Below are 12,449 nucleotides of genomic sequence, written 5' to 3'. Positions count from 1 at the left end.
CCCCAGCACAACGCATGGCCCACTTGCTAGCCTCAGCAGCCTGAATCCACGTTGCTTAGACCGATTGACCTTCCCGACCTCTCGGCCTGCAGAAGTGACTTCTCGGCATGAGAACGGCCGCCTCCCCGATAGGGAAGGCGGCCGTCGTACGTCCTGAAGGACCAGGTCACATGGCCTGAGGCTCCGGGGTGTTGGTGTAGGGGTAGGTGGTCATGAAGTCCTTGATCGCCTCGCCGGAGACGCCCTCGCAGTACTGGAAGACGCCCTTCTGGGTGGACGCCTCGGTCGGGTTGGCCGGGTCGGCGTACCAGTGGGTCAGGGCGATGTGGGTGCCCGAGGGGAACTCGGTCTTCTTGTCACCGGCGACCGCGGTCTCCTTGGCGTCGGCGGCGGTCCACGGGGCGGCGATGAACTTGTAGCGGAAGTTGGAGGTGCCGGCGAACTTGTCGCCGATCACGCGCAGCAGGTTCAGCTCGTCCTCGGAGACGGTCTTGTCGTACCAGACGATCGTGTAGCCGTGCTCGAGGTTGTGCACCAGCGCCTCGAGGTCGGGGCGGTCCCCGGCGGAGTAGAACTTGCGCGACATGTCGGCCGGGGCGACGTTGGCCTCGTTCCAGTGCGGGCCGAACGCCGGGGGAGCGGTGGTGTAGGTCTGCTCCGTGCCGGTCGCGATGTGGTTCTGGTTGCCGTCGGCCTTCGTCTCGATGACCTTCTGGCAGCCGGCGGCCTTGGTGCTCTTGCCGACGTCCTGCAGCGCGACGTCGTCGTACTTGCTGGACTTGAAGAAGTCGGTGATCGGGCCCCACGCGGCAGCACCCACGATCAGCAGGGCGATGGCGATACAGACACCGACGATCGCCGCGCCGCGGGCACGCTCGGAGCGGCCCTGCTTCTTGCGAATGTTGTCGATGACTGCACGGCGGTCTTTGTTGAGCGACTTGTTTGCCACTGTCGGCATACCTCGGGTCTTTGGTCGGGACGCGCAGATTCTAGGTGGTCATGGGTAGCGATAGGGAAGTTGCCCCGCGATTCGTGTCCTCGTGATCGCATCGCCAGCCGTGCGCGAAGGCCAGCGCGGCGATCACCGCGGGGTCGGCGCCGTCCACCAGGAGCCCGCCCTCATGCGCGATGGGTGCGGTCCCGGTCACCTCCGCGACGGCCGCGGAGAGCTCCTCGATGCTCGCGGGAGCACCGAACGGTGTCTGGTCCTCGGCGGCGCCCTTGAGAGCGCGGACGACCGCCTCCCGGGCGCCGAAGCCGAAGAAGTCCGATCCCTCGGGGCGGATGAGCGCGCCCGCCCCGGGACCGTCGTCGCCGGGCTCGCGGACGAGGTCGGCCCGGCCGCGTACGACCGCGAACGGACGGGCTCCCAGCTTGCCCTGGGAGATCTCGGCGGCCGAGGCGATCTCGTCGACGACAGCGGGAGCGGTGACGACGAGATCGTTGCCGTACGCATCGATCTGGCCCGCGAAGCTCTCCAGCACGTCCAGCCCGGCGGCGCCGATGGCGATGTCGGTCTGCCCGTCGCGCCAGGCACGGCCGGCGGTGTCGGTGATGACCACGCCGACGTTCGTGCCGGTGCGGTCGCGGAACGTCGCCCGCAGCGCGCGTGCGGAGGCGTCGGGGTCCAGCGGGAGCAGCACGATGTAGCCGGCCTCGACGTTCGAGGCATCGATCCCGGCGGCGGCCATCGTCAGCCCGAGGCGGCCGCGCACGATCTGGGTCGGGCCGCGCCGGGCGACGACGCGGACGGTCTCGCCCGGGAGAGCATCCTCACGGGTCCCCTCCCGTACGTTCCCCTCCGCCTTGCTCACGACCTTGCTGGTGACCACGACGATGTCCCCGTCCCGCAGCGCCCCATCCTGCAGGCCCTCGGACTCGAGGGCGGCGAGCAGCAGTGCGGCGAGGTCGTCGCCCTTGCGGACCTCGGGTACGCCCTCGGGGGCCGTGACGGTGATCGCCGATCGGGTCATCGGGCCGCTCATCGGGTGACCAGCTCGACCGCCGCGGCGGCGATGTCGGCGGTCGCGTCGTCGCTCGACATCCACAGCGGCACCGCCGCCGCCTCGAGCCCCGATGTACGCAGCGGCTCGACCGCGGCGGCGTCCTCGGCGTCGACCAACCAGCCGTCGAGCACTCCTCCGGAGCCTCGCGTCCCATAATGCAGACCGACTCCGGCAGCAGTTGCGTCGACTCCGATGGCGGCCAGCATCTGCTCCGCCATGCCCCGGACGTGATGCCCACCGATGATCGGTGAGATCCCCACGACGGGCGCCGAGGTGGCCACGATGCCCTCCCGGATCCCGGGCACTCCGAGGATGGTCCCGATCGAGACGACCGGGTTGGACGGGGGCACGATCACGAGGTCCGACTCGAGCAGCGCGTCCATCACTCCGGGGCCGGGTTTCGACTCGTCCTGGCCCACGAAGATCAGCTTCTCGACGGGTACGCCGGCGCGCAGACGGACCCAGTACTCCTGGAAATGGACGACAGAGAGTCCACTGGGTGACTCGTTGTCCTTGACCGCCACATGGGTCTCGACGCGGTCGTCGGTCATCGGCAGCAGCCGCACCCGGTCGTCCCAAACGGGCCGCAGCCAGCGCTCGGACAATGCCGTGGTGACCTGCGACAACGGGTATCCGGCCTCGAGCATCTGGGTGCGTACGAGATGGGTCGCGATGTCCCGGTCGCCGAGCCCGAACCAGGTGCCGGGGACGTCGTAGGCCTCCAGCTCCTCCTTGATCGACCAGGTCTCGGCCTTGCGGCCCCAGCCGCGCTCGTGGTCGAATCCATTGCCAAGGGTGTACATCACCGTGTCGAGGTCGGGGCAGACCTTGACACCGTGCATCCACAGGTCGTCAGCAGTGTTGGCGATCACGGTGACCCGGGCATCTTCCCCAATGCCTGGGATGCGACCGGTGGAGATGCCGTGGAGAAGCCCGGAGATGAACTTCGAGCCACCATGGCCGCCGGAGAGAACGGTGATGTCGCGCATGGCCCTAGCCTCTCAGACGAGGGCCAGCACCCCTGCCTCAGCCGGTCTTTACCACCTGTGTTAAAGCGGCCTTAGCAGATTTGAGGGTTGACTTGTGGCACCGACAGGCATGTAATTTCATCAGTGTTATTCGAAACTGAACCGGGGACCGAACGTGGTGGAGACGTCGCCGAAAGAATCTCGGGCGGATTCGAGCAGGGCGTTGAACCAGAGGAACGGCCACAAGCCGGACCTGTGGGGAAGCTCCCAAAAAACGGGGGGATCGGTTACCTGCCGATGGCGTGAGGTGACTGGCCCAGCAGGATTGGGTCACGGTCCCGAAAATAAGCTGAATAGGGTCGAAAGGTCGGAAAGACGATGAGAGAGCTGTTTCTCCTCGAGCCGGACACCGACGAAGGGGGCTGGCAGGAGCGTGCCTTGTGCGCGCAGACGGATCCGGAGGCGTTCTTCCCTGAGAAGGGTGGATCGACTCGGGAGGCCAAGAAGGTCTGCCAGACCTGCGAGGTGCGCCAGGACTGCCTTGAGTCCGCTCTGGGCAACGACGAGCGTTTCGGGATCTGGGGTGGACTCTCCGAGCGAGAGCGCCGCAAGCTGAAGAAGCGCGCTGTCTGAGGCAATACCAAGCACGAGCCAGCAAGGCCCGGACCTCACGGTCCGGGCCTGCTGATCTTTCAAGCGACCTCGTCACCGCGAGGGCCGAGCGGTGGCGAGACGGAGACGAGATCGAGCGAGCGCGCGGCCGAGCTTGCGAGGCCGTGACCGCGTGTCGAGATCAAGGGGCCGCGTGTCGGGATCCGCGCAATCAATACCTGCCGGGGCGTCTCCCGATCACCCGACAGGTCCATTCGGCCTATCACCAGTTGGGCACTAGGGTTGCCGATCGTGCAAGCGTCGGTCGCCCTCGTCCTCGTCTCCCATAACGGCGCCGGCTGGCTTCCGACCGTCATCGACGGAATCCGGAACCAGCAGGCCCCGGTGAGCTTTGCCGTCACGATCGACACAGGCTCGACCGACAGGTCGGTCGAGATCCTGGAGGAGACCTTCGCCCAGGTGGTCAAGCTCCCGGCGTCGACGACGTTCGCGGACGCGGCCAACGAGGCGCTCGCCATCCTGCACCAGGCGGCGCAGCCGCCGGAGTGGATCTGGTTCCTCCACGACGACTCCACCCCCGACCCGCACGCGCTCGCGACGCTGCTCAACGCCGCCGAGGAATACCCGGAGGCCGACATCCTCGGCCCGAAGATCCGTGAGTGGCCCTCGCTGCGCCGGATGCTCGAGCTCGGCGTCTCGATCTCGGTCACCGGAAACCGGGAGACCGGCCTGGAGCGCGGCGAGTACGACCAGGGCCAGCACGATGACGTACGCCGAGTCCTGGCCGTCAACACCGCCGGCATGCTGATCCGCCGTGAGGTCCTCGAATACCTGGGCGGCTTCGACAAGCACCTCCCCGTCCTCGGCACCGACATGGACCTGGGCTGGCGGGCCGCCAACGCCGGCTTCACGACCATCGCCGTCCCGGACGCGGTCGTCTTCCACGTGGAGGCGGCCCACCGCGGCGTACGCAAGACGCAGCTGACCGGACGCCGGATCCACTATCAGGAGCGACGGGCGGCGCTCTACACGCTGCTGGTCAACGGCCGGCCGGGGACCTTGCCGCTCTGGTTGATCAGGTTCTTCTTCCAGACCCTGTGGCGGATGCTCGGCTTCGTCCTCGTGCGCGATCCCGGGGCGGCGCTCGACGACCTGGCCGCGCTGGGTTGGATCTACGGCCACACCGGCCAGATCATGGTGGCCAAGGGGCGTCGCCGGAAGCAGGCGCATGCCAACAAGGACGAGGTCAAGGCGCTGCTGCCGCCGCCGTGGCTGCCCTATCGACACGGGCTCGACTTCGTCTCCGACGTGGCCACCGCGGTCACCCTGCAGGCCTCAGACATCGCCGAGCGCCGCCAGATGGCGCAGGCCGACGCCGACCCGGCCTCGTTCGCGGCCAAGCGCCAGGCCGAGCGGGACCAGCTGGACGAGGACGAGATCCCGGCCGAGTCCGGGCTGCTCGTGCGCCTGTTCACCAACCCCGTCGCCGTTCTCCTGGTCATCGTCGGCATCCTCGGCGTGGTCGGCGCTCGCGCAGCGCTCGGCGGGGTCGCCGGCAGCGGCCTCGGCCCGACGCCCCAGGGCGCCGGAGACTGGTGGCAGCTCCAGTTCGAGTCGTGGCACGCCATCTCGCAGGGCACCGGCGTCCCGGCGCCGCCCCACGTCTTCCCGCTGGCGGTGCTGGCGACGATCCTCGGCGGCAACCCGAGCCTGGCGGTCACCGGTGTCATGCTGCTCAGCTTCCCCGTCGCCCTCGGCGGCGCGTGGCGGCTGCTGCGGGTGGCCGGCCGGCTGATCAGCCACCTCGGTGCCCCTCGTTGGCTGCTGCTGTGGGGGTCGACGGCGTACGCCCTCGTTCCCTACGTCAGCGGCGCCTTCGGCGATGGCCGGATCGGTCCGGTCGTCGTCGGCGCGATGCTGCCCTGGCTCGCCCACGCGGGGCTCGGGTTCAGCGACCCGGTCGCCGACCGCCGCTGGCGTGCCGGGTGGCGTACGGGGCTCCTGCTGACGGTCATCACCGCGTTCGCGCCGATGGCGTTCCTCGTCGCGGCCGTCTTCGCGGCCGTCATCTTCATCACGATCCGCAAGCTGATGCCCGCGGTCCTTCGCGATCGCGACCAGTGGGGCCCACCGGCTGCGGCCATCGCGACTCCGGTCGCGCTGCTGCTCCCGTGGTGGCTGCCGCTGATCTTCTCCGGCGGATGGGCCGGGCTGCTGCTCGACCCGGGCCGGATGCCGGCGCCGGCAGCCGGCGGGTTCGACCTGCTCGTGGGCAGGCTGACCGGGTTCGACGGCGCCGACCTCGGTGCGCCGTGGTGGCTGGGCCTGGCGCTGCCGCTGCTCGCGGTGCTCGCGCTGATCCCGAGCCGCACCCGCATCCCGGTCCTGGTCTGCTGGATCGGGGCGGTCGCGACCGCGGTGGTCACGATGCTCCTCTCCTGGATCCCGATCCATCTCGACGCCGGCATCGCCCGGGTCGGATGGGGCTTCCCACTGGTCGCCATCCAGGGACTCGCGGTGGTCGCAGCGGTGCTGGGGGTCCAGGGAGCGATCCTCGACGGGCTACGCGGCGTACGCAAGGTCATGGTCGGCGCAGCGGCCGCGGTCGCCGCGGTCGGAGCGATCGGCAGCCTCGGCTGGTTCGTCTACGGCGGCGGCGGTGAGCTCACGGACAACACCCGGGCCCTGGGCCACATCGGCGTCCCGTCCTACATGCTCGATCCGACCTCGACCACTCTCGGGCCCGAGGACGGCGTCCTCGTGCTGCGCGGCTCGGTCGACGAGGGGATCCGCTACGCGGTCCTGCGCAACGACGGCATCACTCTCGGTGAGGACGAGATCGCGCAGGTCGCCGGTGGCTCCCAGGACCTCACCGGAGTCGTACGCCGCCTGGCGGCCGACCCCGACGACGCGGTGATCGGTGACCTGTCCGCCCAGGGCGTCGCCTACATCGTGATGCCCGGCCCGGCCGACACCGCGGTCGCGGAGGGCATCGACGCCTCCGGCTCGGTGACCCAGGCGAGCACGGTCGAGAGCTCGACGCGCGCCTGGCTGCTCGACTCCGAGCCGAGCGATCCGGGTGTGACCGAGTCGTACTCGATCATCCGCAGCATCTTGTTGGTCCTCGCGGGGATGGGACTGTTCGTCGTCCTGGTCCTGTGTCTGCCGACGCTGATCCAGAGGAGGGAGTCGGCATGAGTCACTCGCGTGATCCCTACGACGGCTCGCAGGAGCCGGCGGACGACGCCTACGGCCAGGAGCCGTGGATGCTCGATCCCTACGCCGACTCCTACGCCGGGCCGCCGGGACAGGCGGCTCCGGAGCCCTTCACCCCCGAGCAGATCTATGCCCAGGAGCCCTACGTCCCGGGTCCGGAGACGGGACGGATCGTCGCCCAGACCGGCTACGACCCGGCGTACGAGGGCGAGTATCAAGGTGGGTACCAGGACGACTACCAGGCCGGCTATCAGGGCGAGTACCAGCCCGAGTTCGAGGCTTGGCCGACCGCGGACGAGATGCGGGCGGGCGAGCCCCTGCCCGAGCAGGCACAGGCCGGCCGGATGGCCGCGGCCGCTGCCGCCGCAGCGCCGATCCTGCGACGCGTACGCAGGCAGCGCAGCCGCCGCCTCGACAACACCGCTCTGGTGGCGCTCGGTCTGATCGCCGTGATGGCGGTGGCGCTCCTGCTCAACCGGCCCCACCAGTGGGAACAGCCGAAGCTCACCGCCGACAGCAGCGCCCCGACCGCGGCCACGGTGGTCTGCCCCGGCAAGGCGAAGGCCGGCGCCGACCAGCTCGCCGTCACCAATGCCGCCGACGGGTCGGGCCCGGTCGAGCTCAGCGGTCCTGGTGCGGGCAAGGGTGCGCAGGCGACCGCCGGGTCGGGCAAGGTCACCGCGCTGGGCTCCCAGGGGAAGGCGCTCAAGTCCGGACCGGTCGTGGTCCGGGCCGGCGAGGAGGTCGCTCCGGGCCTGGTCGCCGGACGCTCGACGAGCAAGCCGCTCGCGGCGACCGGCTGCCTGCCTCCGCAGGCGGAGGCATGGTTCCCCGGCCTCGGCGCGGGCGCCACCCACAACTCGATCCTCGAGCTCACCAACCCCAACAGCGGTGCGGCCACGGTCGACGTCTCGCTCTTCGACGAGAAGGGCGTCGTGGCCGTCCCCGAGGACCTCCGCGGCGTCACGATCCCCGGCAACACGACGCGCACCTTCGACCTGCTGCACATGATCCCGCGCAAGGGCGATCTGTCGCTGCGCACCACCGTCGTACGCGGCCAGGCCGGGGTGATGGTCCGTGATCGCGCCGTCCAGCTCGAGACCCAGGCTGCGTCCGACGACTACTTCCCGGGCCAGTCGAAGCCGGCCGAGACCAACCTGCTGGTCGGCTACCCCAACAGCTCCGAGAGCCGCACGCTGACCGTCGTCAACCCCGGCGAGGCACAGGTGAGCGCGGAGCTCCGCCTGCTCACCCCGAAGAACGTGATCACCCCGGAGGGCGCCCCCGAGATCAGTGTGCCGCCCAACGGGCAGGCTCAGGTCGACCTGACCAAGCTGCTCGGCAAGGACAGCGCCGACGATGCGTACGGCGTCGAGCTCGTCGCCTCCGGCCCGGTCACCACCGCGATGCGCTCGGTCGACGACGGCGACGTGGCGATCACCACGCCCACCGAGGTCCTCTCGGAGGCCACGGCGGTCGTCGTGCCTGCCGGCCCCAGTGTCGACACCAAGCGGGTCGTGATCTCCGGCCCGGTCGCCACGAAGGGGAGCAGCGGCACGGTCAAGGTCGTTCCGCTGACCGCGAAGGGCAAGGCCTTGAAGGCGAAGAGCGTCAAGGTCGGTCCCGGTCAGGGTGCCGAGATCGACGTGCCCGAGGACGCCGCGCTGATCCAGCTCGTGCCCGAGGGTGTCGAGGTCCACGCGGCCGTGGTGATGAGCGGTGACGGCGACGCGGTGGTCCCGTTCCGTCCGTTGCGTTCAGAGGTACGCACCGCCGGCGTCGCACCGGGCCTTCCGCTGCCGCTCGAGCGCTGATCTCTCGGCTGGGCATCCGGGCGAGACCGGTCAGGGCTGATACCGGGGATCGACGTCCTGGGCGGCGATGCCGAGCAGGTCGGCGACCTGCTCGACGACGACCATGAGCACCATCGCCTCGACCTCGAAGCGGGTGCGGCAGCGGTGCTCGATGGGCCGCCGGTAGATCACCAGCCGGGACGGGGTCGCCCCGGTGCCGCGCTCGAGCGACCCGAGCGGGATGTGGTCCTCGACCGTCCAGTCCCTGGGGATGTCCGGTGACTCCTCGACGGCGTACTCGATCAGGCCCAGCCGCGACTGCCAGCGGGCGTCGATCTCGGTGACGATCTCGAGCGCTATGTCGTCGAAGCGCTCCCGGCGGGTGCGCCGCACCGGCACCGTCGGGTCGGTGGGGACGGCGATCGGGCCGCGTCGTCCGCGGCCGTGCCGGTCACGGGTCCGGGCCGCGTCCCGGACGTTGTCCCCGGCCCCGCTCGAACCCCGTGCGTCGGTCATGTAGCGAGCCTAACTGCGTGGCTCGTGCGAGGGGAGTACGGTTCACTCGTGACCGCTCGTCGTTGTTCGCGTACTGCCTGCCAGCGTCAAGCCGTCTGCACGCTCACCTATGTGTACGCCGACCAGACGGCCGTTCTCGGGCCGTTGGCGACCTATGCAGAACCGCACGCGTACGACCTCTGCGAGGAGCACGCCGAACGCCTCTCCGCGCCGCGCGGATGGGAGGTCGTGAGGCTGGCCCGCGAGCCCGTCGACCCGCAGCCGAAGGGCGATGACCTGCTCGCCCTGGCCGACGCGGTCCGAGAGGCCGCCCGCCCGCCGGCGCCTTCTCCCCGAGGCCCGTCAGCCACCCCCGCTCCGGCCGAGCCCGAGCCCGGGACGAACGACACCCAACCCCGGCAGAGCGGCACCCGCCGCGGCCACCTCCGCGTGCTGACGTCCGAGTAGGACGACTAGAGTTCCGGACATGCCGGAGAGCGAGCGCCAGCGAGCGCCAATAGAGGTCAGGCCGCCGCTTCCGTACCCTGGCGCTTGCGCTACGGAGGCGGCGGAATGAGAGTTGACCCCGACATCGCAAACGCCGTCTTCAAGGCGTACGACGTCCGTGGCACCGTCCCTGACCAGATCGACGAGAACCTCGCCCGTCTCGCCGGGCGGGCCTTCGTGCACGTCGTCGGCGCGCGTGGTGGATCGGTCGTCGTCGGTCACGACATGCGGCCCAGCTCCCCGGCGCTCTCGGGCGCCTTCGCCGACGGTGCGACCGAGGCCGGCGCCGACGTCACGCTGATCGGGCTGGCCTCCACGGACCAGCTCTACTTCGCCTCCGGTCATCTCGGCCTGCCGGGGGCGATGTTCACCGCCAGCCACAACCCGGCGCAGTACAACGGGATCAAGCTGTGCCGCGCCAACGCGGTCCCGGTCGGGGCCGAGACCGGGCTCGACGAGATCCGCGACCTCGTCATCTCCGGTGAGGCGCCGCTCGCGAACGTCTCCGGCGACATCAGCCAGACCGACGTGCTGGAGGCGTACGCCGCCCACCTGCTCGACCTGGCGCCGGTCAAGGGCCGCAAGCTCACGATCGTCGCCGACGCCGGCAACGGCATGGCCGGCCACACCGCGCCGGCGGTCTTCGGGCGGCTGGGCACGGAGGCGGTGGAGCTGATCCCGATGTACTTCGAGCTCGACGGCACCTTCCCCAACCACGAGGCCAACCCGCTCGACTCGACGACGCTGGTCGACCTGCAGGCCAAGGTCCGCGAGACGGGTGCGGACGCCGGGCTGGCCTTCGACGGCGACGCCGACCGCTGCTTCCTGGTCGACGAGCGGGGTGAGGTGGTCAGCCCGAGCACGATCACCGCGCTGATCGCCGCCCGCGCCCTGGTCCATGAGCCGGGCGCGACGATCATCCACAACCTGATCACCTCCCGCGCCGTTCCCGAGATCGTCACCGAGCTCGGCGGCACGCCGGTGCGTACGCGTGTCGGCCACTCCTACATCAAGGCCGTGATGGCCGAGTCCCAGGCGGCGTTCGGCGGCGAGCACAGCGGCCACTTCTACTTCCGTGACTTCTGGCGAGCCGACTCCGGCATGCTCGCCGCGCTGCACGTCCTCGGCGCGCTCGCCGAGGAGGACCGACCGCTGAGCGAGCTGCTGGCGGCGTACGCTCGATACCCGATGAGCGGCGAGATCAACTCCACCGTCCCCGACCAGGCAGCCAGCGTGGCCGAGATCGAGAAGGCGTACGCAGGCCGTGACGGCGTCACCCTCGACAAGCTCGACGGGCTGACCCTCTCCCACGCAGACTGGACCGTCAACGTCCGTGCCTCCAACACCGAGCCGCTGCTGCGGCTCAACGCCGAGGGCAAGGACGTTCCCACCATGGAGCGCGTGCGCGACGAGGCGCTCGCGATCATCCGAAAGGACAATGCTTGATGAACGGCGCATCGACCCCTCTGGGTCTCAGCGAGAAGCTGCTGGAGATCATCGTCTGCCCGCAGTGCCACGGCGATCTGCTGCCGGTCGAGGCGACTGTGCCCGACCAGGACGGCGAGCTGGTCTGCCAGGGGGAGTGCGGCCTGGCCTACCCGGTGCGCGACGGCATCCCCGTCCTGCTCATCGACGAGGCGCGCTCCACCAAGGCCCCCTCGACCGACGGGTGAGCCGATGACCTGGTTCGACGAGTCGAGGCTGGACGACGAGCGCGCCCTGGCCGGGATCGACCAGCTGCTGCGCTCGCTGGCCGATTCCGGTGCCCGGGTCCGCCGGGAGGCCGCTGGAGCCGCTGAGCCCCTGCAGGAGGCCGTACGCCGTGCGGCTGAGACCGGGCGACCACGCGCCGTCGTGGCGGCCGGCCCCGACTCGCGCCTGCTGCGCGCGGTCCTCGAACCGTTCTGCCCGGTGCCGTTCGTCGCCTGGCCGGCGCCAGGGCTGCCGGGTTGGGCAGGAAGCCTCGATCTCGTGGTCGTGCTGGCCCCGACCGGATCCGACCCGGGCGAGGCCTCGGCTGCCGCCGAGGCCGTGCGCCGCGGTGCCCAGCTCGTCGTGGCCGCCCCCGAGAAGTCGCTGGTCGCCCAGCACGCCGAGGGCCGCGACAGCACGCTGCTCCCGGTCGAGGGCGGTGACACGCTCGCGATGGCGATCCTGATGCTCACCTATCTCAACTCGGTCGGCCTGGGTCCGGAGGCCGACGCGGACACGGTGGCCGACGCGCTCGACGACGTCGCCACCTCCTGCTCCCCGCATCGCGACATCTCGGTCAACCCGGGCAAGATCCTGGCGCTCTCGCTGGCCGACTCGCTCCCGGTCGTGTGGGGCGGCTCCGTCCTGGCCGCCCGCGCAGCCCGCCGCGTCGCCGAGGGCCTGCGCCGCGCCAGCGGCCGCGGCGCCATCGCCGGCGACGCGGACGACCTGCTGCCCGTCCTGGAAGCAGCCGGACCGCGCAACGTCTTCGATGACCCCTTCGCCGAGGAGCAGGCGTCCGTACGTCCCGTCCTGGTCGTCCTCGACGACGGCGCGACCGACCCGATCATGGTCGAGCAGCGACGGTCCCTGACCGAAGCGGCGGACAACCGCGGCGTACGTGTCGAGGTCGTCGAGGCGACCGGGACCACGGAGGTCGCCCGCTACGCGTCCTTGCTGCTCCAGGGGACCTACTCCGCGGAATATCTTCGTCTGGGTCTGGTTGCTGACTACTAGTGGTCAGCGCCTCAAGTTCCTCCCCGGTCCGCCGCCATGGCACGCACTGGGCGGCGTTGCCCCCGCTCGAAAGACCCCGGTATGCCTTCGCGGGGAGGTCTGAACGAAGTGGCCTTTGCCCAGCACGCACCCTGACGACGGAC

11 protein-coding genes are annotated in these 12,449 nt (G+C 70.3%); 7 read left to right on the top strand and 4 right to left on the bottom strand.

Annotated elements, in window-relative coordinates:
* Window positions 1-166: 166 nt before the first annotated feature.
* The 3 genes from ACRDPS_RS08225 to cofD are packed head-to-tail and all read right to left on the bottom strand — an operon-like array spanning window position 167 to window position 2,995.
* Window positions 167-958, bottom strand: a complete 792-nt coding sequence (locus ACRDPS_RS08225) for a DUF3105 domain-containing protein (protein ID WP_431501139.1) — start codon at window positions 956-958, stop codon at window positions 167-169.
* Between the two features lie 31 nt (window positions 959-989).
* Complete coding sequence (locus ACRDPS_RS08220; protein ID WP_431501138.1) at window positions 990-1,973, bottom strand: coenzyme F420-0:L-glutamate ligase; 984 nt, start codon at window positions 1,971-1,973, stop codon at window positions 990-992.
* An 8-nt stretch (window positions 1,974-1,981) separates the two neighbouring features.
* A complete protein-coding gene (gene cofD, locus ACRDPS_RS08215; RefSeq protein WP_431501137.1) occupies window positions 1,982-2,995 on the bottom strand; it encodes a 2-phospho-L-lactate transferase in 1,014 nt (337 codons plus the stop codon).
* A gap of 357 nt (window positions 2,996-3,352) precedes the next feature.
* On the opposite strand from cofD, the gene ACRDPS_RS08210 reads away from it, so the two are divergent.
* The 3 genes from ACRDPS_RS08210 (at window position 3,353) to ACRDPS_RS08200 (ending at window position 8,616) form a co-directional block, all read left to right on the top strand.
* On the top strand, window positions 3,353-3,607 hold the full coding sequence (locus tag ACRDPS_RS08210; protein ID WP_008361238.1) for a WhiB family transcriptional regulator: 255 nt from the start codon (window positions 3,353-3,355) through the stop codon (window positions 3,605-3,607).
* Window positions 3,608-3,877: 270 nt separating this feature from the next.
* Window positions 3,878-6,784, top strand: coding sequence for a glycosyltransferase (locus ACRDPS_RS08205; protein ID WP_431501136.1), 2,907 nt, complete (start codon window positions 3,878-3,880; stop codon window positions 6,782-6,784).
* Window positions 6,781-8,616, top strand: a complete 1,836-nt coding sequence (locus tag ACRDPS_RS08200; protein ID WP_431501135.1) for a DUF5719 family protein — start codon at window positions 6,781-6,783, stop codon at window positions 8,614-8,616. Before ACRDPS_RS08205 ends, ACRDPS_RS08200 begins: the two co-directional genes overlap by 4 nt.
* 30 nt (window positions 8,617-8,646) lie before the next feature.
* Here ACRDPS_RS08200 and ACRDPS_RS08195 read toward each other — a convergent pair whose 3' ends face one another.
* Window positions 8,647-9,111 carry a metallopeptidase family protein gene (locus ACRDPS_RS08195; protein ID WP_431501134.1) on the bottom strand — a complete coding sequence of 155 codons (465 nt, stop codon included), beginning with the start codon at window positions 9,109-9,111 and terminating at the stop codon, window positions 8,647-8,649.
* Between the two features lie 48 nt (window positions 9,112-9,159).
* On the opposite strand from ACRDPS_RS08195, the gene ACRDPS_RS08190 reads away from it, so the two are divergent.
* From ACRDPS_RS08190 to ACRDPS_RS08175, 4 genes are all read left to right on the top strand, one after another.
* Window positions 9,160-9,558, top strand: coding sequence for a DUF3499 domain-containing protein (locus tag ACRDPS_RS08190; protein WP_431501133.1), 399 nt, complete (start codon window positions 9,160-9,162; stop codon window positions 9,556-9,558).
* Between the two features lie 105 nt (window positions 9,559-9,663).
* Window positions 9,664-11,043, top strand: a complete 1,380-nt coding sequence (locus tag ACRDPS_RS08185; RefSeq protein WP_431501132.1) for a phosphomannomutase/phosphoglucomutase — start codon at window positions 9,664-9,666, stop codon at window positions 11,041-11,043.
* Complete coding sequence (locus tag ACRDPS_RS08180; protein WP_431501131.1) at window positions 11,043-11,270, top strand: Trm112 family protein; 228 nt, start codon at window positions 11,043-11,045, stop codon at window positions 11,268-11,270. The genes ACRDPS_RS08185 and ACRDPS_RS08180 overlap by 1 nt, the downstream gene beginning before the upstream one ends.
* 4 nt (window positions 11,271-11,274) lie before the next feature.
* On the top strand, window positions 11,275-12,306 hold the full coding sequence (locus tag ACRDPS_RS08175) for an SIS domain-containing protein (RefSeq protein WP_431501130.1): 1,032 nt from the start codon (window positions 11,275-11,277) through the stop codon (window positions 12,304-12,306).
* Window positions 12,307-12,449 lie beyond the last annotated feature (143 nt).

This window comes from Nocardioides sp. (assembly GCF_050699375.1).
GTDB lineage: Bacteria > Actinomycetota > Actinomycetes > Propionibacteriales > Nocardioidaceae > Nocardioides.
Note: the sequence above shows the minus strand (reverse complement) of the source record. Positions and strands in the feature narration are given on the sequence as shown.

Excerpts from the sequence above, each read along its gene's own strand:
- ACRDPS_RS08225 (WP_431501139.1), bottom strand. The coding sequence starts at position 958 with ATGCCGACAGTGGCAAACAAGTCGCTCAACAAAGACCGCCGTGCAGTC.
- ACRDPS_RS08220 (WP_431501138.1), bottom strand. The coding sequence starts at position 1,973 with ATGACCCGATCGGCGATCACCGTCACGGCCCCCGAGGGCGTACCCGAG.
- cofD (WP_431501137.1), bottom strand. The coding sequence starts at position 2,995 with ATGCGCGACATCACCGTTCTCTCCGGCGGCCATGGTGGCTCGAAGTTC.
- ACRDPS_RS08210 (WP_008361238.1), top strand. The coding sequence starts at position 3,353 with ATGAGAGAGCTGTTTCTCCTCGAGCCGGACACCGACGAAGGGGGCTGG.
- ACRDPS_RS08200 (WP_431501135.1), top strand. The coding sequence starts at position 6,781 with ATGAGTCACTCGCGTGATCCCTACGACGGCTCGCAGGAGCCGGCGGAC.
- ACRDPS_RS08195 (WP_431501134.1), bottom strand. The coding sequence starts at position 9,111 with ATGACCGACGCACGGGGTTCGAGCGGGGCCGGGGACAACGTCCGGGAC.
- ACRDPS_RS08185 (WP_431501132.1), top strand. The coding sequence starts at position 9,664 with ATGAGAGTTGACCCCGACATCGCAAACGCCGTCTTCAAGGCGTACGAC.
- ACRDPS_RS08180 (WP_431501131.1), top strand. The coding sequence starts at position 11,043 with ATGAACGGCGCATCGACCCCTCTGGGTCTCAGCGAGAAGCTGCTGGAG.
- ACRDPS_RS08175 (WP_431501130.1), top strand. The coding sequence starts at position 11,275 with ATGACCTGGTTCGACGAGTCGAGGCTGGACGACGAGCGCGCCCTGGCC.